At 30.8% G+C, this 25,267-nt stretch carries 25 protein-coding genes; 12 read left to right on the top strand and 13 right to left on the bottom strand.

Annotated features, from left to right (window positions below; genetic code table 11):
- Positions 1 to 57 precede the first annotated feature (57 nt).
- Positions 58 to 885, bottom strand: coding sequence for an ABC transporter permease (locus tag PTZ02_RS13730; RefSeq protein WP_274228367.1), 828 nt, complete (start codon positions 883 to 885; stop codon positions 58 to 60).
- Entirely contained in the window at positions 885 to 1,799 is a 915-nt protein-coding gene (locus PTZ02_RS13725; protein WP_274228366.1) for an ABC transporter ATP-binding protein, read from the bottom strand. The genes PTZ02_RS13730 and PTZ02_RS13725 overlap by 1 nt, the downstream gene beginning before the upstream one ends.
- A gap of 230 nt (positions 1,800 to 2,029) precedes the next feature.
- Between PTZ02_RS13725 and PTZ02_RS13720 the strand changes: the two genes are divergently transcribed.
- Positions 2,030 to 3,217 carry a sensor histidine kinase gene (locus PTZ02_RS13720; RefSeq protein ID WP_274228365.1) on the top strand — a complete coding sequence of 396 codons (1,188 nt, stop codon included), beginning with the start codon at positions 2,030 to 2,032 and terminating at the stop codon, positions 3,215 to 3,217.
- Positions 3,218 to 3,232: 15 nt separating this feature from the next.
- Complete coding sequence (locus PTZ02_RS13715; protein ID WP_274228364.1) at positions 3,233 to 3,922, top strand: response regulator transcription factor; 690 nt, start codon at positions 3,233 to 3,235, stop codon at positions 3,920 to 3,922.
- 22 nt (positions 3,923 to 3,944) lie between these two features.
- Here the strand turns inward: PTZ02_RS13715 and PTZ02_RS13710 are convergent, their stop codons facing one another.
- Positions 3,945 to 4,820 (bottom strand): NAD(P)-dependent oxidoreductase, encoded by an 876-nt coding sequence (locus PTZ02_RS13710; RefSeq protein ID WP_274228363.1) that lies wholly within the window; start codon positions 4,818 to 4,820, stop codon positions 3,945 to 3,947.
- Positions 4,821 to 4,951: 131 nt separating this feature from the next.
- On the opposite strand from PTZ02_RS13710, the gene PTZ02_RS13705 reads away from it, so the two are divergent.
- Both PTZ02_RS13705 and PTZ02_RS13700 read left to right on the top strand, forming a co-directional pair.
- Positions 4,952 to 6,526, top strand: coding sequence for a multicopper oxidase family protein (locus PTZ02_RS13705; RefSeq protein WP_274228362.1), 1,575 nt, complete (start codon positions 4,952 to 4,954; stop codon positions 6,524 to 6,526).
- 141 nt (positions 6,527 to 6,667) lie between these two features.
- Positions 6,668 to 7,975 (top strand): hemolysin family protein, encoded by a 1,308-nt coding sequence (locus tag PTZ02_RS13700; protein ID WP_274228361.1) that lies wholly within the window; start codon positions 6,668 to 6,670, stop codon positions 7,973 to 7,975.
- Positions 7,976 to 8,022: 47 nt separating this feature from the next.
- Here the strand turns inward: PTZ02_RS13700 and PTZ02_RS13695 are convergent, their stop codons facing one another.
- From PTZ02_RS13695 to PTZ02_RS13675, 5 genes are all read right to left on the bottom strand, one after another.
- Positions 8,023 to 8,715, bottom strand: a complete 693-nt coding sequence (locus tag PTZ02_RS13695) for a response regulator transcription factor (RefSeq protein WP_274228360.1) — start codon at positions 8,713 to 8,715, stop codon at positions 8,023 to 8,025.
- Between the two features lie 22 nt (positions 8,716 to 8,737).
- Positions 8,738 to 10,189 (bottom strand): sensor histidine kinase, encoded by a 1,452-nt coding sequence (locus PTZ02_RS13690; RefSeq protein WP_274228359.1) that lies wholly within the window; start codon positions 10,187 to 10,189, stop codon positions 8,738 to 8,740.
- Between the two features lie 124 nt (positions 10,190 to 10,313).
- Entirely contained in the window at positions 10,314 to 11,534 is a 1,221-nt protein-coding gene (locus PTZ02_RS13685) for an ABC transporter permease (protein WP_274228358.1), read from the bottom strand.
- A 10-nt stretch (positions 11,535 to 11,544) separates the two neighbouring features.
- Entirely contained in the window at positions 11,545 to 12,237 is a 693-nt protein-coding gene (locus PTZ02_RS13680; RefSeq protein ID WP_274228357.1) for an ABC transporter ATP-binding protein, read from the bottom strand.
- Complete coding sequence (locus tag PTZ02_RS13675; RefSeq protein WP_274228356.1) at positions 12,237 to 13,445, bottom strand: efflux RND transporter periplasmic adaptor subunit; 1,209 nt, start codon at positions 13,443 to 13,445, stop codon at positions 12,237 to 12,239. Before PTZ02_RS13675 ends, PTZ02_RS13680 begins: the two co-directional genes overlap by 1 nt.
- A gap of 350 nt (positions 13,446 to 13,795) precedes the next feature.
- On the opposite strand from PTZ02_RS13675, the gene PTZ02_RS13670 reads away from it, so the two are divergent.
- From PTZ02_RS13670 to queF, 6 genes are all read left to right on the top strand, one after another.
- Positions 13,796 to 15,811 carry a methyl-accepting chemotaxis protein gene (locus tag PTZ02_RS13670; RefSeq protein ID WP_274228355.1) on the top strand — a complete coding sequence of 672 codons (2,016 nt, stop codon included), beginning with the start codon at positions 13,796 to 13,798 and terminating at the stop codon, positions 15,809 to 15,811.
- Positions 15,812 to 16,317: 506 nt separating this feature from the next.
- Positions 16,318 to 16,749, top strand: a complete 432-nt coding sequence (locus tag PTZ02_RS13665) for a 6-pyruvoyl trahydropterin synthase family protein (protein ID WP_274228354.1) — start codon at positions 16,318 to 16,320, stop codon at positions 16,747 to 16,749.
- Positions 16,750 to 17,412, top strand: a complete 663-nt coding sequence (gene queE, locus PTZ02_RS13660; RefSeq protein WP_274228353.1) for a putative 7-carboxy-7-deazaguanine synthase QueE — start codon at positions 16,750 to 16,752, stop codon at positions 17,410 to 17,412.
- A gap of 3 nt (positions 17,413 to 17,415) precedes the next feature.
- The gene (folE, locus tag PTZ02_RS13655; RefSeq protein WP_274228352.1) at positions 17,416 to 18,006 is read left to right on the top strand and encodes a GTP cyclohydrolase I FolE; all 591 of its coding nucleotides are present in this window, start codon (positions 17,416 to 17,418) and stop codon (positions 18,004 to 18,006) included.
- Between the two features lie 18 nt (positions 18,007 to 18,024).
- Positions 18,025 to 18,681, top strand: coding sequence for a 7-cyano-7-deazaguanine synthase QueC (gene queC, locus PTZ02_RS13650; RefSeq protein ID WP_274228351.1), 657 nt, complete (start codon positions 18,025 to 18,027; stop codon positions 18,679 to 18,681).
- A gap of 12 nt (positions 18,682 to 18,693) precedes the next feature.
- Positions 18,694 to 19,203, top strand: a complete 510-nt coding sequence (gene queF / locus PTZ02_RS13645; protein WP_274228350.1) for a preQ(1) synthase — start codon at positions 18,694 to 18,696, stop codon at positions 19,201 to 19,203.
- A 138-nt stretch (positions 19,204 to 19,341) separates the two neighbouring features.
- Here the strand turns inward: queF and PTZ02_RS13640 are convergent, their stop codons facing one another.
- The 3 genes from PTZ02_RS13640 to PTZ02_RS13630 all read right to left on the bottom strand — a co-directional run bounded on the left by PTZ02_RS13640 (position 19,342) and on the right by PTZ02_RS13630 (position 21,361).
- The gene (locus PTZ02_RS13640) at positions 19,342 to 20,292 is read right to left on the bottom strand and encodes an IS1/IS1595 family N-terminal zinc-binding domain-containing protein (protein ID WP_274228349.1); all 951 of its coding nucleotides are present in this window, start codon (positions 20,290 to 20,292) and stop codon (positions 19,342 to 19,344) included.
- Between the two features lie 162 nt (positions 20,293 to 20,454).
- A complete protein-coding gene (locus PTZ02_RS13635) occupies positions 20,455 to 20,925 on the bottom strand; it encodes a DMT family transporter (RefSeq protein ID WP_274228348.1) in 471 nt (156 codons plus the stop codon).
- 13 nt (positions 20,926 to 20,938) lie between these two features.
- The gene (locus tag PTZ02_RS13630; RefSeq protein ID WP_274228347.1) at positions 20,939 to 21,361 is read right to left on the bottom strand and encodes a DMT family transporter; all 423 of its coding nucleotides are present in this window, start codon (positions 21,359 to 21,361) and stop codon (positions 20,939 to 20,941) included.
- Between the two features lie 106 nt (positions 21,362 to 21,467).
- On the opposite strand from PTZ02_RS13630, the gene PTZ02_RS13625 reads away from it, so the two are divergent.
- Positions 21,468 to 22,163 carry a cyclic nucleotide-binding domain-containing protein gene (locus PTZ02_RS13625; RefSeq protein WP_274228346.1) on the top strand — a complete coding sequence of 232 codons (696 nt, stop codon included), beginning with the start codon at positions 21,468 to 21,470 and terminating at the stop codon, positions 22,161 to 22,163.
- A 32-nt stretch (positions 22,164 to 22,195) separates the two neighbouring features.
- On the opposite strand, the gene PTZ02_RS13620 is transcribed toward PTZ02_RS13625, so the two are convergent.
- Both PTZ02_RS13620 and PTZ02_RS13615 read right to left on the bottom strand, forming a co-directional pair.
- Positions 22,196 to 23,239, bottom strand: a complete 1,044-nt coding sequence (locus tag PTZ02_RS13620; RefSeq protein ID WP_274228345.1) for a DUF4179 domain-containing protein — start codon at positions 23,237 to 23,239, stop codon at positions 22,196 to 22,198.
- Positions 23,232 to 23,801 (bottom strand): sigma-70 family RNA polymerase sigma factor, encoded by a 570-nt coding sequence (locus tag PTZ02_RS13615; protein WP_274228344.1) that lies wholly within the window; start codon positions 23,799 to 23,801, stop codon positions 23,232 to 23,234. Before PTZ02_RS13615 ends, PTZ02_RS13620 begins: the two co-directional genes overlap by 8 nt.
- 211 nt (positions 23,802 to 24,012) lie before the next feature.
- On the opposite strand from PTZ02_RS13615, the gene PTZ02_RS13610 reads away from it, so the two are divergent.
- Complete coding sequence (locus tag PTZ02_RS13610; RefSeq protein WP_274228343.1) at positions 24,013 to 25,257, top strand: MDR family MFS transporter; 1,245 nt, start codon at positions 24,013 to 24,015, stop codon at positions 25,255 to 25,257.
- The last annotated feature ends 10 nt before the right edge of the window (positions 25,258 to 25,267 follow it).

Raw genomic sequence — 25,267 nt, 5'->3', positions numbered from 1 at the left:
TTATTTATACATCCTTCATCAACACTTATAGCAAACAGATTTGTATAAAGAGTGAATCTATTGTTTATGAGGATCAAAGACCTTAACTTTTGAAAAATCAGCTTTGTTAAATTGAAGTACACAAAGAACAAAGAATATTAAGCCCATAAACAAGATAATGAATAATCCCATATAAGGTTCGATTATAAATCCGTTAATGTTAAAGGACACACCCTCTTTTACTAGCTCAGCTGAAGATAGGTTTTGCATTTTCAAGGTAATATATCTAAATATTGAGGTTGTATATGTTAATGGATTTATGTAGACAAAAGGTCTAAGTAATTTTGGCATAACAGTTGTTGGGATATAAGCTCCAGATAAAAAGGTTAATGGCATAGTAAAGGCAGTAATCATTATTTGGAAAGTAGTCGAACTTTTTGCAACACTAGCTAAGAATACTCCAATTGAACTGAAGGTTACCCCTACTAATAACATAACTCCAACCATCTCGGCAAATTGCAAGAAATCTATGTTAAGCCCCATGAATAAGGCGACAACAACTACTAGTATACCTTGAATCACAGCTATTGTTGTAGAAGAAAGAACTTGTCCAATTGATATCTGCCATCTAGGTATAGGCGAAACTATAATTTCTTTCATAAAGCCCATAGAGATATCTTCGATTATATTAGTTGAATTACTTAAGGCTGCTTGGAAAACAGTCATAATTATAATTCCAGATATTAAATAGTTTAAAGGTTGTTCAACACCTACAGTGCTAGATTTCATTAAGAATGAGAATATAAATAGGAAAAACAAAGACATAAATATAGAAAAGAATAATCTTAGCCTGTCTCTTGTAAAGTTAGTTAAGTTTCTTTTTAAAATTGCAATCATTCCACGCATTATTCTCTGATCTCCTTTCCAGTAATAGCTAAGAATACATCATTTAAAGTTCCTTTTGTAGTTTCAAAATCTACAATTATATCTTTAAACTTAGTAATTAATTCTATAATTTCATTAGTATCATTTGAATTAATAGTAAATACATTATCTTCTTGTTTATACTTAATAGAATGTGCGTTTAGATGTTCAATTAATAAATAAGTTTGTAACACTTCAAGCTTAGTGATACTACCAGTGTATTGTTTTTTTAGATTTGAAGGCGTATCAAAGGCTACAATCCTTCCGTGATCCATAATAGCAACTTTATCACAAATTTCAGCTTCATCCATGTAGTGAGTTGTTAAGAATATGGTTATATTTTTTTGCTTTTGAAGTTTATAAATATAGTCCCATATATTTGCCCTTGTTTGAGGGTCAAGTCCTGTTGTTGGTTCGTCTAGAAATAAAACTTTTGGGTAGTGAACCAATCCTCTAGCTATTTCAACTCTTCTTTTCATACCACCAGAAAGACTATTTACAGGTGCTTTTCTCCAATCCTTAAGATCTACTAAATCTAATACAAAATCAATTCTGTTTTTAATATCATTCTTAGGAACATTATAAAATTCACAGTGAAACTTTAAGTTTTCTTCAACAGTTAATTTTCCATCAAGAGCGGACTCTTGAAAAACTATTCCTATATCATTTCTAACTTTATCTTTATGTTTAGATACTTCATAACCATTAATATTTAAAGTCCCATCAGTTTTATTTATTATTGTACAAAGAGTATTAATGGTAGTACTTTTCCCAGCACCATTTGGACCAAGAAAAGCAAATATAGATCCTTCTTCCACATTAAATGAAATATTATCTACAGCAGTAAAATCTCCATATTTCTTAGTAAAATTTTTAACATCAATAATGTTTGACATATTTGTAACCTCCTGTTGTTCTGTTTACAGGATAATAATAATGGTAAATTTTAAAATCAATTTAAAACAAATTTAAAGTTTTTATAAAGAAGTATAAAAAGTTTTTAAACAGAATTTGATTGAAAGTAGCATAAGGATTTTATAAAATCTTTATAAATGCTTTAAGATATTTTTATTATTTATATATAAAATAAACTTAATATATTTGATAGTGATTTACGGGGGTAAATATGAGTAATAGGAATGAATATAACGATAATTTTGATAGATGGAATAAACATGTGAGAGAAGTAAGAAGAAGACACATAGAAAAGCATAGATTAGAAAGAGAATTTCAAAGGAAGATACATGAGCTATATAGAGGAAGAAATGATTTTCAGTGGTATCATAGACACATTAAACTAACCAGGCCGCTTATAATAATATTTAATCTTTTTATATGCTATATTTTATTTAGAAATTTTGGTATGAAATCTATAGGCATTACTGTAGCTACAATAATTGGGTTAGGAGGAATTATGCAATTACTTTTCCTTGTTAGCTTGGAGAAGAGAATTCTTAAACCTATAAGCAGGTTAAAGACAGGGGTAGAGGAAATCGCAAAAGGGAATTATGAAGTTTATGTTGACTCTGATGCAAGCAATGAAGTAAATGTGCTTATTGATTCTTTTAACAAGATGGCTAAGAAATTGCAGGATGGTGAAAGATTAAAGCAGGAGTATGAGGAAAATAGAAAACTTCTAATAGCAAATATTTCACATGATTTAAAAACTCCAATAACATCTATTCAAGGATATATTGAAACTATGACAGATAGAAATGATTTGCCTAAAGAGACAATAGAGAAGTATCATCAAATAATATATAGTAATGCAGGATATATGAATAAGCTAATAGATGATTTGTTTTTATTTTCTAAGTTAGATATGCAAAAGTTAGATCTTCAATTAGAATCCATTAATGTAAATGCCTTTATGGAAGACTTAATGGGGGAATTTGGTTTTGAGCTTGAGGAGAGAAATATAGATTTTACGTATAGAGATGAAATTCAAGATAAATATTATGTTAATATTGACCGAAAAAGAATACATCAAGTGTTTAAAAATATAATTGGAAATTCAGTGAAATATGCATCAGAAAATAACCTAAAGATTAATGTAAAACTATATGGTAATAAGGAATTTGTATTTATAGATATATTAGACAATGGTGAAGGTATACCAGAAGATAAGCTTCCGTATATATTTGATAGATTTTATAGAGTAGACTATGCTAGAACTAAAGATTTAATGAGTACCGGGTTAGGGCTTGCAATAGCTAAAGAGTTAGTTGAAGCACATGGTGGGGAAATTACTGCCTCAAGTGAAAAAGGCGTAGGTACTTGTTTTACTATTAAACTTCCTATAAAAACTAATTAGAGAGGAGAAATAGCTATGAAACAGATATTAATTATTGAAGATGATATAAATATTGCAGAAATGGAAAGAGATTACTTGCAGTTAAATGGATATAAGGTTGAAATAGTTAATGATGGAATTGAAGGATTAAAGCTAGCAATGCAGGGCATTTATGATGTTATAATTGTTGATTTAATGCTTCCTGGTAAGGATGGTTATGAAATAATTAAGGAGATAAGAAAAAGATTTGAGATACCAATACTAGTTGTTTCAGCAAGAACAGAAGATATAGATAAAATAAGAGGACTAGATTTTGGAGCTGATGATTATTTAACTAAACCTTTTAGTCCAGCAGAACTAACAGCAAGAGTTAAATCACATATTAATAGGTATGAGAGATTAAAGGGTACTAGTGTCGCTGAACCAGAACTGATAACTCACAGAGGGCTAGAGATAAATACATCTTCTCATAGAATATTTGTTTATGGAAAAGAGGTTCAAATGACTTCTAAGGAATATGCTATTCTATTACTTCTTGCCTCAAATCCTAATGTTGTATTCACAAAGGAGCATATCTTTGATAGAATCTGGGGAGATGAGTATTATGGAGATACTGCAACAATACCAGTACATATACAAAAGATAAGAAAAAAGATAGAGAAGGATCCATCAAATCCAGAATTTATTGAAACCTTATGGGGTACAGGATATAGATTTAAAATATAAAAAAGCGACTTAGTCGCTTTTTTTAATCTAGATATAATTGATATAAAGCTTGTGTGCCTAAATCTTCTTTTCCTTGATTTATAAGCTTATCATAGAGAGATTTGCATAAATTAATTGTAGGAGTTTCTAATCCTATAGTGGTTGCTTCTTCAATTGCAATTCCAAGATCTTTAACAAAGTGTTTTATATAAAAGCCTGGAGCATAGTCTCCTTTAATTATTCTTGGGGCATAAGCATTTAGTTGCCAACTAGCAGCACCTCCAGAACCAATGGATTTTAATACATTTTCTATATTTAAACCTGACTTTTTAGCATAAGATAAAGCCTCGCACACACCCATAATGCTTCCTGCTATAGCAATTTGATTTGATAGCTTTGTATGTTGACCAGCACCAGCAGGTCCTTGAAGCACAATATTCTCTCCCATTAATTCAAAAATAGGCTTTAAATTATTAAATGCTCCAGAGTCACCACCTACCATTATAGAAAGAGTTCCATTTTTAGCACCAACATCTCCTCCAGATACAGGAGCATCAAGAGCAAAAATCCCCTTTTCATTTGCAGCTTCATATATTTTCTTTGCTAGAGATGGTTTTGAAGTGGTCATGTCGATTATATAGCTATTCTTTTTTGCATTATTGAGGATCCCATCTTCAGATAAATAAACTTCTTCAACATCTTTAGGATATCCAACTATAGTTATAATAACATCAGAAGCAGAGGAAAGTTCAGCAACAGAATCCATCCATTTAGCGCCATTCTTTACTAAATTCATAGCTTTTTCTTTGGTTCTATTATAAACCAAAACCTCATAACCACCTTTTAATATATTTGAAGCCATAGATGCCCCCATAACACCAGTGCCTATAAAGCCAATTTTTATATTTTCATTTAACATAGTGAAATCCTCCTCTAAAAATTAATCTTATTCTAATTATACTAAAAATAAACATTAGGGGAATGTGAACATATATTATATTAAAATAAAATATGTGAATTTTACGTTCAAACTAATGAGGAGGAAATAGTATGCAACTAGAAAAGTTTGTAGATGAACTCCCAAGACCTAGAGTATTAAAACCAAAAGGATCAGTTGATAGGTTAGAGTATTATGAAGTCCCTATGGAGGTAATAAAGCAAAGTCTTCACAGAGATTTACCACCTACTGAACTATGGGGATATGATGGAAGCTATCCAGGGCCAACTATTGAGGTAATAAAGGATAATCCAATATTAGTTAAGTGGACAAACGAACTTCCAATTAATAGACACTTGTTACCTGTAGATACAACAATACACGGTGCTGAGCCACCTAATCCACACGTTAGGACTGTTGTTCATCTTCATGGAGGAAAGGTTTCTCCAGAAAGTGATGGTTTCCCAGAAGCTTGGTTTACTAATGGCTTTAAAGAGGTTGGACCGGATTTCGAAAGAAAAACTTATTTGTATCCCAATAATCAGCGGGCTACTTGCTTATGGTATCATGATCATGCTTTAGGAATAACACGCTTGAATGTTTATGCAGGACTTGCTGGATTTTATATGATACGTGATAAACAGGAGTTATCTCTCAATCTTCCAAAAGGGGATTATGAAATTCCAATAGTTATTCAAGATAGAAGTTTTAATGAGGATGGAAGTTTATACTATCCAGCGGAACCAACTCCACCAGTTCCAGATGTATATCCATCAATAGTTCCAGAATTCTTTGGGGACACAATATTAGCAAATGGAAAGGTTTGGCCTTATTGTGACGTTGAACCAAGATTATATAGAATTAGATTGTTAAATGGATCTAATTCGAGATTTTATACCCTTAAATTTAACTCTGTCAATGGCAAGGTTCCTCATATTGTGCAGATAGGAACAGATCAAGGATTGCTAGAGAGGCCAGTTCATTTAATGGAATTAACTTTAGCTCCAGCAGAGAGAGCAGATTTATTAGTAGATTTCACAGGTCTTGATGATTTAGAGTTTATACTATCCAACAGTGCGCCAACACCATTCCCAATGGGTCAAGATCCAGATCCTAATACAACTGCCAATGTTATGGAGTTTAGAGTTGGTAATATTGTTAAGAATTATAAAAATAACACTATTCCACAAAGATTAGCTGAAGTTGAGAGACTGGACCCTGAGTGTGCACGTAAGATAAGAAATCTTACACTTGAAGAAAGTACAGATGAATATGGCAGGCTATTGCTTCTTTTAACTGGGCAGAACTGGAATGATCCAATTACTGAAACACCTGTAATCAATAGTATAGAGATATGGAGATTTATAAATACAACTGTTGATACCCATCCGATTCATTTACACCTAGTAAAATTCCAGATATTAGAGAGGCGACCTTATGATTTAGCATACTATAATGCAACAGGAGAAATAAGATATACAGGACCAGCTAGATATCCAGATTCAAATGAGAGAGGATGGAAAGATACAGTAAGGGCTAATCCAGGTGAAATCACATCGATTATAGCAAGATTTGAAGGATATTTAGGAGTATATCCATGGCATTGTCATATTTTAGAGCATGAGGATCATGATATGATGAGACCATATAAAGTAGTAAAAAAAGTTTGTGATAAAAATAAAGATTAAAACAATTTAAGAGGATAAAGTTAAAACTTTATCCTCTATTAATATAATATTTAAATTTATGAGATAATATATAATTATGAGGGTTAATAAATATGATATAATCTATCTTAATATAATCTCACTATGGAAGGGGAAAAGTACATGATTATTTTATTTAATATCATAGTTGTACTTTTATTAGTAGCTATGAATGGCTTTTTTGTTGCAACGGAATTTGCCATGGTGAAGGTAAGAAAATCAAGAATAGATACCTTAGTTTTAGAAGGGGATAAAAAAGCAAAAGATACTCAAAAGGTAGTAAATGATCTTAATTCTTATTTATCAGCGTGTCAGCTTGGAATAACTTTAGCATCGCTAGGTTTAGGCTGGGTAGGGGAGCCTGCAGTTGCAGAAATGTTAGCACCTTTATTTAAGTTATTTAACTTATCAGAAGTTACAGTTCACTCAATTTCATTTATACTTGGATTTGCAATAATAACTGGTTTTCATATAGTTCTTGGAGAACTTGCACCTAAATCTCTAGCTATTATTAGTGCGGAAAGTATAGCAATGCATACTGCATTTCCACTAATTATGTTCTATAAAATCAGCTACCCAATTATGTGGGCATTTAACCACAGCACTACTTTAGTATTAAAAATATTTGGAATCTCTCAAGTTCATGAACATGAGGCTGCTCATACAGATGAGGAGATAAAAATATTAGTAGAAGAAAGTTATAAGCATGGACTAATAGATAAAACAGAGTTAACTTTTCTAGATAATATATTTGATTTTTCAGAGAAAACTGTTAAGGAAATAATGATACCACGTACTGATATGGCTTGCATTTTCTTGGAAGACTCATTTGAGGAGATAATACAAACATGTTTAGAAGAACAATTAACTAGATATCCTGCCTGTAGAGACAGTAAGGATAATGTTATAGGATTTATACATATCAAGGATTTATATAAGCAGAAAATAGAAGGAAAGAGTGAAGATATAGAGAGCATTATACGGGAGATAAAATTTGTCCCTGAATCCATGTCTATAAGTGTTTTGTTTAAAATGTTTCAGAAAGAAAAAGAACAAATGGCAATTATTATAGATGAGTATGGAGGAACAGCAGGACTAATAACCATAGAAGACATTCTTGAAGAGATTGTTGGAGAAATTCAAGATGAATTTGACGAAGAAAGTGATGAAATAATAAAAATAGAAGAGGATAGCTATCTAGTTGATGGGAAAGTATTGATTGAAGATATCAATGATTTATTAGGAACTGAGATTAATGAAGAAAATATTGATACTATTGGCGGATGGGTATTTTCTCAATTAGATTCATATCCTGAGGTTAACCTTAAGGTAACTTTAAAAGGGTACGATTTTATAGTAACAGAATGTGATAATAGAAGGGTAAGTTCTATTTTAATTAAGAAAGTATCTGCAGGAGAAGTTACTGAATAATAAAAAACTCTTTTAGTCTATATAACTAAGGACTAAAAGAGTTATTATTATTTCCCAAATCTATAGCCAACACCCCATATAGTCTCTATATACTCTGGGTCAGATGGGTTAAACTCAATTTTCTCTCTGATTTTTCTAATATGCACCGTTACTGTAGCGATTCCACCTATTGCATCGAGCCCCCATATTCTTTCAAATAGTTCTTCTTTTGAAAAAACTCTATCAGGGTTGCTTATTAAAAGAAGTAGCAAATCGAATTCTTTAGATGTAAATTCAACTTCCTTTCCATTTATATATACCTTTCTAGAGGGCTTTGCAATTGATATACCTCTAATTTCAATTATATCTTTATTTGATACCTTATCTTTATCTATCAATCTTTCATATCTTGCAATATGAGCTTTTACTCTTGCGATTAGTTCAGTAGGACTAAAAGGCTTAGTCATATAATCATCTGCTCCTAAGCCCAAACCACGCATTTTATCAACATCTTCTTTTTTTGCAGATACTATGATAATAGGAACCTCTTTTTTAGCTCTAATTTTCTTGCATATTTCAAAACCACTTATATTTGGAAGCATTAAATCTAAAATTATTAAATCATAATCTTCATTTTCAGCCTTTATAAGTCCTTTAGCTCCGTTATTTTCTATTTCAACCTGAAATCCATTTATCTCAAGATAGTCCATTTCTAATTCAGCAATACTTATATCATCCTCTATTATTAATATCTTTTTCATAGTGACCTCCATTTAAATAAGTTTATTGTTCATACTTTTTTAAGGAAAAGAAGATAGAGGTACCTTTATCAGGGGTGCTTTCAGCCCATATAGAACCTTCATGTTCTTCTATTATTTTTTTTGCTATAGCGAGGCCTAGTCCACTTCCGCCAATAGAAGTTTCTCTAGAGGAATCTGCTCTATAGAATCTGTCAAAAATATAAGGTAAGGCTTCTGTATCGATTCCTTTGCCGTTATCTCTTATTTCAATAACAGCATAATCAGAGTTTTCCGTTACAATTATGTCTATTAATAACTTTTCATTAGATTTATATTTTATAGAGTTCCCAACTATATTCATAATTGTTCTCTTAACTTGATGAACATCAATATTTACTAAGATTGGAGTCTTAGGAACTTTGGAAGTTAAATCAATTAAGGAATGGTCAAGATCGAAATTAATTTCTTCAACACAATCATTTATATAATTTCGTATATCAACCATTTGAAAGTTAAAAGCTTCTCTTCCTAAATCAAGCTTAGAGAATAGAAATAAATCATTAATTAAGCTATCCATATAAGTTGCTTTAGTATATATAGTTGTAATATATTTATTCATTTTTTCAGGAGTATCTGCAACTCCATCTCGTATTCCTTCAATGTACCCCTTTATGGATGTAATAGGAGTTTTTAAATCATGAGATATACTTGAGATTAGCTCTTTTCTATTTTCCTCGTATTGGTTCTGTAATTCGAGTGATTCTTTAAGTTGCATGCGCATTTCTTCAAAGGAATTTCCTACTTCGCCTATTTCATCCTTAGTGGAAATATTTATCTTATAATCTAAGTCACCTAGTTTTATTTTATTTGCTGCATTCTCTAGTTCCTTTAAAGGAATAAGTATACTTTTAGATGTAAGATAGGTTAATATTCCATTAGTAAGAATTAGAATAATTAGTGCGGAAACTACTACAATAATAGCATTTCGAGCAAGCATATCTTTAAAATCGTCCATGTTCACAACATAAAATAAACTTCCTTGGCTGCCATCTTTAAAATAAAAATCTTGCTGACTCAAAATGTGTATGTCTTTATTGCTCTTGTTAATTACATCTGATTTAAATGGAGGTAATGATGGGCTATTTATAATATCTTTTATATAGTCAGAAGAATATACTATTTCATCATTTTTCCTAACGATTATTCCTGAATAATTAAAATCAACGCTTCTTTCTAGTTGAAGAAGGTAGTCTTTATCTAAGAATTTATCCGGATTATCAAGAAGTTGATTATTTACCTTTTTCAAAAGCTTAGTATTTGATGAAATGATCTTACCAAATATAGCTGCACTGTTTATTGCAGTATTACCACTTAAGTTATACTTTGAACTTTCAGTAGTATAAGATACAAAAACATTACTAATAAATATTATAAGAATAAAAGGTATAAGTAGCATAGCTACGTAGCTAAATTTTAATCGTGACTTAATAGACATTGTAAGCTTCCTCCATTCAAGTTGCTTAGAAAAATGAGCAAGACTAGATAGACTTGCTCATTAAGTTTTAAGTAAATATTATATTTATATTATCACAAGGGTATATACAATTAAAGACAAAGGGTTATTCATATCGTAGTGCATCTATAGGGTCTAAGCTAGCAGCTTTTCTAGCTGGGTAAATTCCAAAGAATATACCAACTGCAGAGGAGAATAATATTGCACCTATAATAACAATTGGAGACAACGAAGGAGTAATATTAGCAAACTGACCTATTCCATATGCGCCTGCAATTCCAATTATCATGCCTATGATTCCACCCAAAAGTGATATTATTACTGATTCAGTTAAGAATTGAAGTAGAATTGCACCTGTGGTAGCACCAATAGCTTTTCTTATACCTATTTCTCTTGTTCTTTCAGTTACTGATACTAACATTATATTCATAACACCTATTCCACCTACAATAAGAGATATAGCAGCAACAGCTCCAATAAATGCTGTGAAAATTCCAAGTACATTATTAATTTGGTCTATTTGGCTAATAGCATTCTCTGCTATATACATATCTTTACCTCTATTATTATGTCTGCTTTCCAGTATGTTTTTAGCACCTATTCCAGCATCTTCAGTTGAATTTTTATCAGTTGCCATAACACTAATTCTATCAATTGAAAATTCATTAGAATACATATTTTGAAGCAAAGTAGCAGGAACATAAACCATTGCAGGTCTTTGGTTATTCATCCCACCAAAAGAAGCCATAGGAGAAGAAGTTACCCCTATTATGGTTGCCTTTATAGGAGATTGTGATGAACCTATTTTTATTGTTTTTCCAGTAGCATCACTATAGCCAAATAAAGCTTTAGCAGCTATCTCATCTATTATTACAACATTTTTACCTTCAGAATATTCTCTTTCATTAAATGACCTTCCATACAAAAATTCTAAATTCTGAATAGTTAAACCATCAGTATTTGTTCCAGTAATGTTTGCTCTTTTATTTTCAGTATCAGAGATTGCGACACCAGATTTTGAAACGAAAGGAGCAACATATTTTACAGTATCTACCTTGTTTTTAATTTGCTTAATATCTTCATAAGTAATACGATCACTTTGTTCTGCCTTTGAAGAATCAATAGATACATTTACTGTTGAGGAACCAAACTTTTCAAATTCACCTGTTATGGAGTTTTGCCCACCTTGTCCAAGTGAAACTATGGTTATAACTGAACTTATGCCTATGATTATCCCAAGCATTGTGAGAAAGGAGCGCATTTTATTTGAAATAATGCTATCTAAGGCCATTTTAAAGTTTTCTACTAAATTAGCTAATATATTCATACGTGCACCCTTATAGAATAATTCTATCCTTTACTTCATAATCATCAACTATTTGACCATCTCTAAATCTAACAACTCTTTTAGTATGGTTTGCTATGTCAGGTTCATGGGTAACCATTATTATTGTGGCACCTTCATTGTTTAAGTCTTGAAAAATCTTCATTATTTCAACTGAGGACTTAGTATCTAGATTTCCAGTAGGTTCGTCTGCCATAATTACAGCAGGTGTGTTAACAATAGCACGAGCAATTGCAACTCTTTGTTTCTGACCTCCAGAAATCTCATTAGGCTTATGTTTTATTCTATCAATTAGTCCAACCTTATCTAATGCTGATAGAGCTTTTTCTCTTCTTTCTTTTAGTGGTACTCCGGCATATGCCATAGGTAGCTCGACATTTTCTAAAATAGTCATTCTCGGTAGTAGATTAAATGCTTGAAATACGAAGCCAATTTCTTTATTTCTAATAAAAGCTAGTTCATTATCAGTTAAATTAGAAACATTTTTTCCATTGAGAATATAAGAACCTTCATCTAATCTATCTAAGCAGCCTAATATGTTCATCATAGTTGATTTCCCAGAACCAGAAGGACCCATTATAGAGGTGAATTCTCCTTTTTCAATCTTTAAATCAATACCTTTTAATGCTTTGAAGTTAATTTCACCATTAACATAGCTTTTAACCACATCTTTGATTTCAATCATTATTTACCATCTCCTGTAGAATCTTTAACTAGTTCACCTGTTTTTATATCCCCACTTGGATTTAATATAACCTTGTCACCATCTTGTACACCGTTAACTATTTGAGCTTCCATATCTGATTGAAGACCAAGAGTTACATCTTTTTCAACAACCTTATTATTCGCTACTGTGTATATAAAAGTTTTACCAGTTTTATCAGTAACAATACTTTCGGCAGGAACTTTAATAACATTATTGACTTTACCTAATAGCACATCAACATCAGTATCGAAGTCGATCCTTAATCCGTCAGGTTTATCTGTGATGTCAATTTCTACATTTAGAGTAGTATCAGATCCAGTAGGAGAAGCAGTTTTTTCAGCTGTAGGAGCTATGAAAGATACCTTTCCTTTTAATTCTGATTGACCATTCTTAATTACAGCATCTTGTCCTATTTTAATTTTAGAAGCATCATATTTGCCTACAGACATAACAGCTTTCAAATTATTAACATCCTGTATAGTAATAGCTGGTTGAGTAGCCATTGAAGAAGTGGCACCTTCAGTTAGGTTTACAGCAGTTACTACTCCATCAAAATCAGCAACAATTGTATTTTTGCTCTTTGAAAGATTAGCATTAGCAGTATCTAAAGATATTTTTTGAAGAGCTATATTATTATCTGATTGTTTTAATTGTTCATTTGAAAATGGAACCTTTAATGAGTCTTTTTTATTCATTAGTGTTGCTTTTTGATTTTCTAGCTGAGTAACTTGAGCAGCTTGTGAAGGATTGTTTTTTAATGTTTCTATTTGTTTATCAATATTTGAAATCTGGTTATCAATATCTGCAATGCTGTTCTTAGCATCATTATTGCTATTTATTTGGTTTTGTTTAGTAAGTACAGCATTATCATATGCTAATTGTGCTTGTTTAACGGCTGCATTTGGGTCAGCCACATCAAACTCAGCTAAAACTTGTCCCTTTGTAACGGAGTCACCTACTTTTACATTTACTTTCTTAACTTGTCCTTGAATAGGAAAATAATCTTTACTATTCTTTGATTTTATAGTAGCTGTAGTTGAAAGATAAGCCTTAATTTCTCCTTGAGAGGCTGTTGATGTTTTTACACTTACTAAATTATTCTTATTTTTTCTTCCTAAGGTACCAACAGTTATTATTCCACCAACAACAACTACAATGATAATCCAAGTAATTAATTTCTTTTTCATATAATAAAAACCTCCAAAATTTTTCTGTTTTAAAACCATAGTTATATTGTAAGAGGTAAGTATAAATGATATTTAAAGCAATTATTAAATATTTCTAAACTAATAATAAAATATTTATAAAATGCAATATAAAAGGGTTGTAAAATAACCGTAAACCTATAAGAATTCTAGGTTTAACAGTTGAAATTAAAAAAATATATTAGTTAAAGGGTGTAATTTTCAAATTGATAATTTAATAAGGGAAATAATATTATTTACATATATTTGTAGGAATATGTAAAGAAAGCAGAATTTTTGTCGAAAAAAATATTAGACAAAAGTTTAACAATAATTATGTGGGGGTAAGATTCATGGAAGGAAAAAAGCTAAAAATCAACATGAATGTAAATGTTAAAGAACAAAGCTTTAGGCTTAAAGTTACTTTATTAATAATTGCATTAACATTGATACCACTTGTAGCATCTAATGGATATTTAGGTGTGAAAAATGTTATGCAAGTTAAAAGTAATGTTTCTGATACTCAATTAATGAATGCTGATTTAATAATTGGGCAGAGTAATGCCGCACTAGAAAAGGCACTAGGTGTTGTAAATATTGTTGCAAGTTCTGAGAGTGTACAATCCATGGATTTTGATAAAGCTGATGCTTATGTGAAAGAACTGCTTAAAGAAAATCCGATATTCTCAGATGCAGGAATTGTTGGTCCTAACGGGATGCAAGTGTATAATTCCTTAGGTAAGGATAAATTAGGAGATAGATCTGATAGAGATTACTTTAAAGCTGGAATGAATGGTCAATCTGGTTTTTCAGATGTATTAATTTCAAAATCAACTAATAAGCCAATAGTTGTTTGCTATGCACCTGTAAAAAAAGATAATAAAGTTATTGGTGTATTGAATGCAAATATGAGTCTTGATAAATTTAGTGATATTGTTACAGATGCAATGAAAGGACATGATGGACAGGCGTTCATAGTAGATAAAACAGGGAAAGTTATTGCACATAAAGATAAAAGTTTAGTAGAAAAAACTTCTGACTATTCAAAGTTATTACCAGTTCAAAATGTTATTAAAAAACAACAAGGAACTGTTGAGTATGATAATAATGGAACGAAAGTTCTAGCAGCATATGAACCAATTGAAATAGCAAACTGGGGGCTTGTAGTAGAAATGGATTCTTCTGCAGCTAATAAAGGGGTTACTTCATTAATATGGACAATAGTATCAATAGTATTTTTCATATTATTATTGGCAGTATATGTATCATATAAATTAGCTCAATATATAACAAACCCATTAGTTAATATTAAAAAGAAAATTAGCTTAGCTGCTGGTGGAAATTTAAAGGATGCACCTATAGATGGAAAGATATTAGATAGAAATGATGAATTTGGTCAAATAGCTAATGGCTTTAATGAAATGGTTGATAGCATTAGCGGATTAATTAAAGAAATTAAGGATTCTAATGATGTTATAGTTAGCTCATCAGATGCATTGTCTAATACTGCGACTCAAGTGGCTACAGCTACTGATGAAGTTGCAAATGCGGTAGAAGAAATATCTAAAACAGCAGAAGATCAAGCAAGACAAACTGAAAGCGGAGCAGCTAAAGTGAATGAATTAGCAGAAAATATCGAGCTTGTAGGTACTGCAACTTCTGAAATGAAAAATATTTCTGTAAATGCGCAAACAACAAGTGACAAAGGCTTAGAAGCTGTAAATGTGTTAATGGAAAAGACAAAAGAAAATAATAAGGCGACTAAGGAGGTTAGCGCTACTATCGATGACGTAAATGATAGTGCTAATAAGATAGGAGCTATTATTGAGGCAATAGGACAAATAGCAGAACAAACAAATCTCCTAGCATTAAATGCAGCAATAGAAGCAGCAAGAGCTGGTGAAGCAGGTAAAGGCTTTGCAGTAGTAGCTGATGAAGTTAGAACATTATCAGAGCAATCTTCAGAATCAGCTAATGAGATAAGTGCATTAATTTATGAGGTTCAGAAACAAGCTAAAACTGCAGTAGATATGATGAGATTTGCAGAAAAAGTTGTAAATGAGCAAAATGAAGCTGTACAGGAAACTGGAGAATTATTTAAAAAGATCTCAGGCTTAATACAAGAATTAAGTTCTAAAATGAATGAAATTGATAGATATGGCCATATAATGGACAGCAGGAAAGATGAAATTGTAAATGTAATTACAAATATAGCTGCTGCATCAGAAGAATCAGCTGCATCAACTCAAGAAGTAGCTGCATCAACTGAAGAACAACTAAGTGCTATGGAAGAAATTGAAGCAAATACAAATAGTTTAAGTTCTTTAGCAAAGAAATTAGAAGAAGCTATAGATAAGTTTAATATTTAATCTTACTAAATAATTATTGGGGTCATAATTTATTGGCCCCCATATTTTTTTACTCTTTAGGAATTTATATTATTTTAAGGTGGAGGATAACATTATAAATTTCCTATAAAAAAATTATGGATTTCCCCTAAAGAGTAAAAAATAGAATTAGTCGCCTGCCAGTTTTTCCTCACATGCGTTTGGAAAGGCAGATGCGAGGAAAAAATCGACGGCTCATAATCGCCTTGACGATTTTTTATATGTTAATTTATACCGTTGATTAATTATGAATTTTCTGGTATAACTAATTTAAAACTAAATAGGACAGTTCGTAAGCTTCCTGTCGTAAAATAAAACTAGGCGATTACTATTTATATGAACAAAATAGTTATTTTTGACGTGTTTAAAGTGGGAAAGCTCTCCTCATACTATTGTATGAAGTAGGTGTTTTCTCTTTTTTTTGTGCATATTATTTGGGCGCCCTTGCGCCCTTTTTTATTTGTAAAAATTAAAATTTGGAGGATTTTATGTTTATTTTAAAAAGTGAAATTGGATTTGATTCATCGCATTATTTGGGAGGATACAATGGCAAGTGTGCCAATATACATGGACATAGATATAGATTAGTTATAAAAGTTAAGGGTAATAAGTTAAAGGAATCTGGAACAAATCGTGCAATGGTTGAAGATTTCAATTATATAAAGGTAGCACTTAAGGAGATTCACGATTTATTCGATCACAAGTTAATCATAGAAGACGATGAAATTGGTAGGGATTTAATCAAGCGTTTAGAAGGAACACCACAAAATTTTGAATACTTCTTAGTACCATATAGACCTACGGCTGAAGAAATGTCTAGAGATATTTTTAATAAGATAAAGGAAAAAGGAATAGATATTTACGAAGTTGAACTTTTTGAAACTCCTACTAATAGCTGTATTTATAGGGAGGATGAGTAGATGGTATATAACGTAATTGAAAAGTTCTTATCAATTGATGGAGAAGGGCCAACTGCTGGAGAGCTTGCAACATTTATAAGATTCGGAGGATGTAATCTTGCATGTTTATGGTGTGATACAGCTTATTCCATTCCTAAGTCTGTAAAAGGGGAAGCTTTAACTAAAGAAGATATCTACCAATTTATAAAAGATAATGGAGCTAAAAATGTTACCCTGACAGGGGGAGAACCATTAATTCAAGAAGGCATAGAAGAACTTATATATTTTTTATCAAAGGATAAAGAATTGTTAATTCATATAGAAACAAATGGCTCAATGCCAGTTTACAAATATGAAAAAATAGATAATGTAATTTTTATTTTAGATTATAAATTGCCAAGTAGTAAAATGGAACAAAAGATGGATACTAAGAATTATGAAAATCTTAGAAATATAGACGTATGCAAATTTGTTATTGAATCAATGGAAGATCTAGAAAAAGCTAGAGAAGTAGTAGAGAAATATAAATTAATTGAAAGTTGTTTAGTTTATTTTAGTCCGATAACTACAAAAATTAAGCCAGTAGAAATAGTCGAGTTTATGAAAGAACATAAAATGAATAACATAAGGTTACAAATTCAATTACATAAGATAATATGGTCACCAGAAACTAGGGGGGTTTAGAATATGAAGAAGGAAATAGATAAGAAGTCTATTGAGAAAAATATAAGAGAAATTCTTATTGCCCTAGGAGATAATCCTGACAGAGAAGGATTAAAGGATACTCCAAAGAGAGTGGCAAAAATGTTTGAGGAAGTTTTTGAAGGAATGCTTTATTCCAATGAAGAGATAGCTGAAAAGTTTGGAGTTACATTTGAGGAAGAGGATTTTGCTCTTGAGAAGCATAAAAATATGGTTATTGTAAAAGATATTCCTATATTTAGTTACTGTGAGCATCACATAGCCCTTATGTACAATATGAAAGTGTCAGTTGGATATATACCAAATGAAAAGGTAATTGGACTTAGTAAAATTGCAAGAATTGCTGAGATGGTTGGAAAAAGACTTCAGCTTCAAGAAAGAATAGCTATGGATATTGCAGATGTTATTGAAATGGCTACAGATTCTAAGGATATTGCAGTAATTGTAGAAGGTGAGCATAGCTGTATGACTTCAAGAGGAGTTAAAAAGCCAGGGTCAGTTACTAAAACCACAGTATTTAGAGGAGAATTTGATAAAAAGGATAGTTTAAGACAAGAATTTTTATTATTACTTTAGTGAAGGAGATAAGAGAAGATGAGAAATGAGAAAGCAGTAGTAGTTTTTAGTGGTGGACAAGATTCCACAACCTGTTTATTTTGGGCAAAGAAGCATTTTAAAGAGGTAATTGCAGTTTCTTTTGATTACAATCAAAAACATTCTTTAGAGCTTGAATGTGCAAAAAACATAGCAAAGGAACTAGAGGTAGAGCACCATATCTTAGATATGAAGTTATTAGGACAGTTAGCTCCAAATGCATTAACTAGAAGTGATATTGAAATAAAAGCAGGAGAAGAAGGAGAACTTCCTACTACTTTTGTGGATGGAAGGAACATGTTATTTTTAACCTTTGCAGCAGTTTTTGCAAAGCAAAAGGGTGCACGTAATTTAATTACAGGAGTATGTGAAACAGATTTTAGTGGATATCCAGATTGTAGAGATATCTTTATCAAGTCATTAAATGTAACCTTAAATCTTGCAATGGATTATCAATTTGTAATTCACACTCCAATTATGTGGATTAATAAAGAAGAAACTTGGAAGATGGCAGATGAAATGGGAGCATTAGAATATATAAGAGAAAAAACATTAACTTGCTACAATGGAATAATTGGAGATGGTTGCGGAGAATGTCCATCTTGTAAGCTTAGAAAAAGAGGCTTAGATGATTATTTAAATTCAAAAAATAAGTAGGAGGCTTGATTTATGGAAAAGCAATTTGAAGGCAGAAGTAAAGAAGAACTAGAAGGAATTAGTTTACTAGGAAATCAAGGTACAAAATATAAAACACAATATGATCCAAGTATTTTAGAAGTATTTGATAATAAACATCCAGACAATGATTATTTTGTAAAGTTTAATTGCCCAGAGTTCACAAGTCTTTGTCCTATGACTGGTCAACCAGATTTTGCAACAATATATATAAGCTATATACCTGGTCAAAAGATGGTGGAGAGCAAAGCCTTAAAGTTATATTTGTTTAGCTTCAGAAATCACGGAGATTTCCATGAGGACTGCGTAAACATAATAATGAAAGATTTAATTAAGATAATGGATCCAAAGTACATTGAAGTTTGGGGCAAGTTCACACCAAGAGGTGGAATAAGCATAGATCCATATTGCAATTATGGCAAAAAAGGTACAATGTTTGAAGAAATGGCTAAGAATCGTCTATTCCAACATGATATGTACCCAGAAAAAATAGATAATAGATAACTAAATTTAGAATCTCTGATAATTATTTGTAATTTCAGGGGTTCTTTATTTATGCTATTATTTTCTCTTGCTTTGCTTTATACAATTCTGTTCGCGTTAAGTGTTGATAAATTTAGATTCAAAACCATCACCAACATTTTAAGAAGCCTTCAAGGCACCACTATATTGAACCTTATCAAAACAATTAATTTTCAGCTGCCTTAGACCAAATAAAAGCTTATTAAATATTTCTTTTACTAAATTTTCAGCATCGATAGATTTTAAAATAAATAAGTTAATATAGTAACTTAAATACTTACTAGCTACGCCAGAATAAACATATAAGAAACGCTTGAAATCTATAGATTGTTTTTTAGCATTACCCAAATTTACTCCATCCCTCAAATATGAAAGACTTCCATACATTGAAAGTTTAAGATTATTATCTTTTGCAAACTTAATGTACAAAGGGTTCCTTGGTGTTCCAAGAATTGTACCATTCTTAATAATGGGAACAAGAATATCATCTAAAACCTCTCTTGTAACTACATTTTTACATGAGGGTTTAAAGAGTGAATTGTTAAATGAATCCTTAGAACTTAATATTAATATGGAATCTCTTTCATTAAGTGGAGGTAGTAGTTTTCTTGAATGATTTCCTTTGAAATTTTCTTTCAATTTTAGTTCGTGTAATTCTATAACATTTGAGAGAAATGGACTTTCTAATTCCGCACCAACGACGCTTAAGATTTTATGTCTCCAGAAGAAGCTTGTGCTTAAGTTAATTCCAAGTAACCTTGAAGTATCTCTAAGAGGTAGGTTTTCTTTAATGCAAAATATATATTTTATCCAAGTTTCTAGAGGTTTCTTGCTATACATAAATGGAGAACCAGTTGTCTCTGAAAAGCTCTTTCCGCAGGCTTTACAAATATATCGTTGCCTTTTAAGTTTTGTTTTGCCGTTTCTATTTATACATTTACTATTACATCTAGGACATTCATGGGGATAGTTAGGCTTAATACTTTTCATGATTTCATCAATTTGGACTTTAGTAAAAATGTCTTCAGCTTTTAGAAACATTCTTCTGAAATATGTAGCCAAGTGATTCAAATAAATCATCTCCTAAAATCATCTATTTGAATTCTTGACATAGATCGATGAGGTTAATCAATAAAGCATATTTTTAGCTTGTATAAATTTATAAGGGAAGCACCATCAACACTTAATGCAAACACATTTGTATAAAAAGGAACTGGTGATAATACGCACATATTATTCTGCAGAGCTTGTACCAGCAATTACATCAGATTCAGCTTTCTTGTCTATAAACAAGTTATAGGAAAGTCCTATAAGAACTAAGACACCGCCTATAATTTTTCCCATAGATAATATATTTAATGAGAAGTAATCAATGACTATTCCTCCAAGTAATTGCCCTACGAATGTAAATAATGTTAAATAAAAAGCAGACATTTTAGGCGTTATATAGCTTGAAAAAGCAACAAATAGCACTCCTAAAAAACCTCCAAGATAGGCTTGGAAGGGAATATTTCCTGAGAAAATAGCATTTGTATTAAAGCCATCTTTACTAATAACTAGTATAATTACTGAAAAGCTTAATCCAGTTAAGTAGTTGAAAAAAGTTCCTTGAAAAAGGCCAATTTTTTTGGATAAATTTGAGTTTATGACTCTTGAGAGAACTATAGAAACTCCAGCCAAAACTGAAAGAATTATATATAGCATAAAAAAACCTCCATTAATAAACTGTCATTATAAATATTCCTAAAGCAATAATTATAAATCCAATAATTTTTTTCTTTTCAAACTTCACGACATTGGTACCCATAAAACCAAAATGGTCAAATATTATTGAAGTTAAGGATTGTCCTAACAATCCTAAAGCTAAAGTTAAAGCAACACCAAGATTTAAAACACTTACGTTATTAAAAAGTACAGTAAATACTCCAATAACTCCAGCGCAATAAAGATATAGGGGAGTGCTTTTTTGAAGTTTAAACTTTGCTTTGTTAACTAAAAGAATAATGCAAATAGAGATAAGTCCAACTAAGTGTATAATTACACTTGAAGTATAGTTTCCAGTCAGATTCCCCAAGGTTCCATTAAAAAGAATCATTATAGATGCTAGGATGCCAAATAATGTAGCGTATAAATTATTCATATTGTTCCTCCTTAATTTATAACTTTAATTTATCATGGTATTATTGAAAATAAGTAGGACATATGTCATATTAAAAGAAAGAATATTTTCATTAAGGAAGTAAATGATGATAAAAATAGAAGACATAAAAAAATTAGATAAGTTAATTCATAAATATAAAATTAATAAAATATTTTCTAAAGATATGAGACGATACATGGAGCTTATACTCTTTACAAAAGGGGAATATATTTGTAGAGAAGGAGAGGAATTCACAAGTATATATCTATTTATATCAGGAAAAGCAAAAGTGTTTACTACACTAAGTAACGGAAAATCTTTGCTACTTAGCTTCTGTGAAGATTTTGCAGTACTTGGTGACCTAGAATTATTTTACTCTATAGGGGCATCCACAAATGTACAGATTATATCAGATACTTATTGCATAAGAATCCCTCTAAATAAAGCAAAGGATGAGCTATTAAATGATGTGAATTTCTTAAGATTTGCCTGCGAATCCTTAAGTGAAAAATTACATGTTTCCTCTAAAAAGAGTTCAGTTAATTTGCTTTATCCGCTAGAAAATAGGCTTGCTAGATATATATTAGAGACTAAAGAAAAAGCCAATATAGATGGAGAAGAGGTACTTAAATTTCAAGAAAATCTTACAGAAATAGCTGAGCTTTTAGGAACAAGTTATAGGCATTTACTTAGAACTTTAAATATTTTGTGTAATAAGGGAGTAATAAAAAAGAAGAATACTTATTATGAAGTGATAAATGAAAAACTTTTAGAGAGTCTTTCTTCTGATGTATATAAATAAAAGCCAGGCATATGAGCCTGGCTTTTTATAATTTAGTTTAGTGGAACAGTTTTATCTAATAATATTAAATCTTTTAAATTTTTAGGATTATTAGAACTGGCTTCCTTAAGAGTTCCTTTATAAATTATAATCCTAATACTCTTAGTATCTTTACTTGGAGCAGCGAATAAAGATGTTTCTATACCATCTTCGATTCTGCCACTATCAGGTCTAAATTCATTTCCTTTATCATCATATACTCTGATATCATTAAAAGTTCCAGCATCATTTTTTGGATGAGAAGTTTTAATCATTAGCTGAAATGGAGTAGTAGAAATGGATTGAATCTTTTGACCATTTGCTTCAGCATCAGAAATAGTTATATTCTTTATAAGAGATTTATCCACCTTAACAGGAACTTTAAATGCCCATGTACCATCAAAATATTGATCTTTATCATTCATATTTAATCCGTGAGTTCCTACAGTAGTTAGTTTTACTTGAAAATCAAAATTGTCTGGTATATCCGTACCTAAAGAATCTAAATTATATTTCTCCATTCCTATAAAGGTATTTTCGTCTAGGAATTTCCCCTCAAGTCCTGCAAATCCAGAATCATCTAATTCTTTGTTTGAAAAACTAACTTTTTTATATGCTTCAGAAGTCATTAGTTGATTCATTGTGAGTGGTTTGTCGCCCCAAGAAGTATATTTAAACTTGGTTGGACTTTCTATTTTATAGGTTACATATAGTGACTGACCATCGCAAAGAATGTCTGACATGGTTATTTTAATTCCATTAGAAACTGCGGATTTATTTACAGAAGTAGAATATTCGGAATAGTTTCCAGGGAAATATATATTTTTTTCGATAGATTCAAAAACGCTTCCTACTATAGGGAGTTTTGCAGCAAAAGCAGGGTTACTATAACCAAGGGTAAATAATACGGCAAAGCTTGCCGAAACAGCAATGGAAGCAATTTTAATCTTTTTAGGTTTTCTTAACTTTTTATCATTAACTGCTTTTAAAACAGCATTTTCTATAGTTGAATCTATACCATCAGGTACTTGTATATTATTAAAATTTTCATTAATCATCTAAGTATCCCTCCATCAATATTTTACTTAAATTATCTTTTGATCTTCTTAGATAAGTCTTAACTGTATTCTGAGGTATATCCATAATAGAAGAAATCTCCTCTATGGATAAATCATTGAAATATTTAAGGATTATAACAGTTTTATAATTTTCTCTAAGCAAATCAATGGCATTATACAAATCGAGTTTTTCCTCTATGGAAACATTTGATGTTGGTTCTTTAAGTACCATTGTGTCATTAATATATGAAATATTCTCATTTCTTCTTAAGTACTTAATAGCTGTATTAATCAATATTCTAGTAATCCATGTTTTAAAGTATTGTGCGTTTCTTAGAGTTTTTATGTTAAGAAATGCATTATAAGTACATTCATGCAAAACTTCTAAAGCACCTTCTTCACTCTTAACATAAGCATAGGCAGTTCTATAAAGATAGCCTTTGTAAACTTTCATAGTTTCAATAAATGCAGAAGAATCTCCCTTAACTGCTTTTTTTATAAGTTTTAGCTCAAGAGCATTTTTATTAGTTTCTTTAACGTTAAGCTCAATTAAGTTTTCCATAGTACTCCTTTAAATCAAAAATATATTTAAACATCGATGTTACACATATTAGAGATACTGAGTGTGTAAAAAGTTTCAACATAATAAAATTTAATTAATTATATTATAATTTACATGAATTTGAAATACATGGTAAATAACTGTATAATTTAAGTGTTTATGAATGATAAATATTTTATATTCTTTTTATTAAGGATAGATGGGGGATAAAATGAAATTTTTAGAAAATATGTTTAAACAATATAGGGGGCTGCCCAAAGAGATGTATATTTTATTCATTGGGAGAATGGTTAACAGCATGGGTTCTTTTGTTTTTCCATTGTTGGCATTAATATTAACACAAAAGATAGGTATGTCTAGTGGACAAGCAGGAGGATTTGCTACATTACTTGCAGTATGTCAGGTACCGTGTTTAATGCTTGGAGGAAAACTTGCAGATACAATTGGCCGTAGAAGGGTTATTATATTATTTCAATTATTAGGTGCAGCAGCATATATTTCCTGCGGGTTTATGAAACCTTCAATTTTTATGACTTATATTATTATATTAGCATCGTGCTTCTATGCAATATCTCAACCGGCCTATGATGCATTAAATGCTGATCTTACAACACCAGAAAACAGACAGGCAGCATATTCACTATTATATATGGGTTTTAATCTAGGATTTGCAATAGGACCTATTATAGGTGGTATGTTATATAAAAAATTCTTAACTTTTGTTTTCATTGGGGATGCAGTAACAACATTAATTTCTTTATGTCTTTTTGTAATATTTATAAAAGAGACAATGATTAAAAAAGAAGAAGTTAACGTTCAAGAAGAGCAGACACTAGAAAGCCATGTTGAGGGATCTGCAATTAGTGTTCTATTACAAAGACCTATATTACTTATATTCTCTTTAATAATGCTAGCTTATTCTTTTGCATATTCTCAATGGGGTTTTGCACTTCCTATACAAATGGGAAACATTTTAGGGCAAGATGGAGCTAGAATTTATGGACTAATGGGTGGCCTAAATGGAGTTGTAGTTATAGCATTTACTCCATTATTAACAGCTATTACAAAGAAACTGAATCCAATTAAAACTATGGCAATAGGAGGGGCATTATATGCACTATCCTTTGGATTATTTGGATTTATAAAAGCATTGCCATTATTCTTCTTTGGAGTATTTTTAATGACAATTGGAGAAATACTTATAGCTATAAATAATGGAGCATTTGTGGCCAATCATACACCAGCTTCACATAGAGGAAGGATAAGCTCAGTATTACCAATTATATCTGGAGCAGGTTTTGCTTTTGGACCAATGATAATGGGAAACTTCATGGAGACACATAGCATTATGAGCTCTTGGGTAGTAATTGCATCTGTAGCAATAATAGGAACTATTTCTATGTTTGGATTAGAATTTGCTGATAATAAAAATAAAGCTGTAGAGGAAATTAATTAACAAAGTATTC

This window comes from Clostridium sp. 'White wine YQ' (genome assembly GCF_028728205.1).
Taxonomy (GTDB): Bacteria; Bacillota; Clostridia; order Clostridiales; family Clostridiaceae; genus Clostridium_T.
This window is presented reverse-complemented; position numbering and strand designations above follow the sequence as displayed.

Coding starts and splice junctions, on each gene's coding strand:
- PTZ02_RS13730 (WP_274228367.1), bottom strand. CDS start 885: ATGCGTGGAATGATTGCAATTTTAAAAAGAAACTTAACTAACTTTACA.
- PTZ02_RS13725 (WP_274228366.1), bottom strand. CDS start 1,799: ATGTCAAACATTATTGATGTTAAAAATTTTACTAAGAAATATGGAGAT.
- PTZ02_RS13720 (WP_274228365.1), top strand. CDS start 2,030: ATGAGTAATAGGAATGAATATAACGATAATTTTGATAGATGGAATAAA.
- PTZ02_RS13715 (WP_274228364.1), top strand. CDS start 3,233: ATGAAACAGATATTAATTATTGAAGATGATATAAATATTGCAGAAATG.
- PTZ02_RS13710 (WP_274228363.1), bottom strand. CDS start 4,820: ATGTTAAATGAAAATATAAAAATTGGCTTTATAGGCACTGGTGTTATG.
- PTZ02_RS13705 (WP_274228362.1), top strand. CDS start 4,952: ATGCAACTAGAAAAGTTTGTAGATGAACTCCCAAGACCTAGAGTATTA.
- PTZ02_RS13700 (WP_274228361.1), top strand. CDS start 6,668: ATGATTATTTTATTTAATATCATAGTTGTACTTTTATTAGTAGCTATG.
- PTZ02_RS13695 (WP_274228360.1), bottom strand. CDS start 8,715: ATGAAAAAGATATTAATAATAGAGGATGATATAAGTATTGCTGAATTA.
- PTZ02_RS13690 (WP_274228359.1), bottom strand. CDS start 10,189: ATGTCTATTAAGTCACGATTAAAATTTAGCTACGTAGCTATGCTACTT.
- PTZ02_RS13685 (WP_274228358.1), bottom strand. CDS start 11,534: ATGAATATATTAGCTAATTTAGTAGAAAACTTTAAAATGGCCTTAGAT.
- PTZ02_RS13680 (WP_274228357.1), bottom strand. CDS start 12,237: ATGATTGAAATCAAAGATGTGGTTAAAAGCTATGTTAATGGTGAAATT.
- PTZ02_RS13675 (WP_274228356.1), bottom strand. CDS start 13,445: ATGAAAAAGAAATTAATTACTTGGATTATCATTGTAGTTGTTGTTGGT.
- PTZ02_RS13670 (WP_274228355.1), top strand. CDS start 13,796: ATGGAAGGAAAAAAGCTAAAAATCAACATGAATGTAAATGTTAAAGAA.
- PTZ02_RS13665 (WP_274228354.1), top strand. CDS start 16,318: ATGTTTATTTTAAAAAGTGAAATTGGATTTGATTCATCGCATTATTTG.
- queE (WP_274228353.1), top strand. CDS start 16,750: ATGGTATATAACGTAATTGAAAAGTTCTTATCAATTGATGGAGAAGGG.
- folE (WP_274228352.1), top strand. CDS start 17,416: ATGAAGAAGGAAATAGATAAGAAGTCTATTGAGAAAAATATAAGAGAA.
- queC (WP_274228351.1), top strand. CDS start 18,025: ATGAGAAATGAGAAAGCAGTAGTAGTTTTTAGTGGTGGACAAGATTCC.
- queF (WP_274228350.1), top strand. CDS start 18,694: ATGGAAAAGCAATTTGAAGGCAGAAGTAAAGAAGAACTAGAAGGAATT.
- PTZ02_RS13635 (WP_274228348.1), bottom strand. CDS start 20,925: ATGCTATATATAATTCTTTCAGTTTTGGCTGGAGTTTCTATAGTTCTC.
- PTZ02_RS13630 (WP_274228347.1), bottom strand. CDS start 21,361: ATGAATAATTTATACGCTACATTATTTGGCATCCTAGCATCTATAATG.
- PTZ02_RS13625 (WP_274228346.1), top strand. CDS start 21,468: ATGATAAAAATAGAAGACATAAAAAAATTAGATAAGTTAATTCATAAA.
- PTZ02_RS13620 (WP_274228345.1), bottom strand. CDS start 23,239: ATGATTAATGAAAATTTTAATAATATACAAGTACCTGATGGTATAGAT.
- PTZ02_RS13615 (WP_274228344.1), bottom strand. CDS start 23,801: ATGGAAAACTTAATTGAGCTTAACGTTAAAGAAACTAATAAAAATGCT.
- PTZ02_RS13610 (WP_274228343.1), top strand. CDS start 24,013: ATGAAATTTTTAGAAAATATGTTTAAACAATATAGGGGGCTGCCCAAA.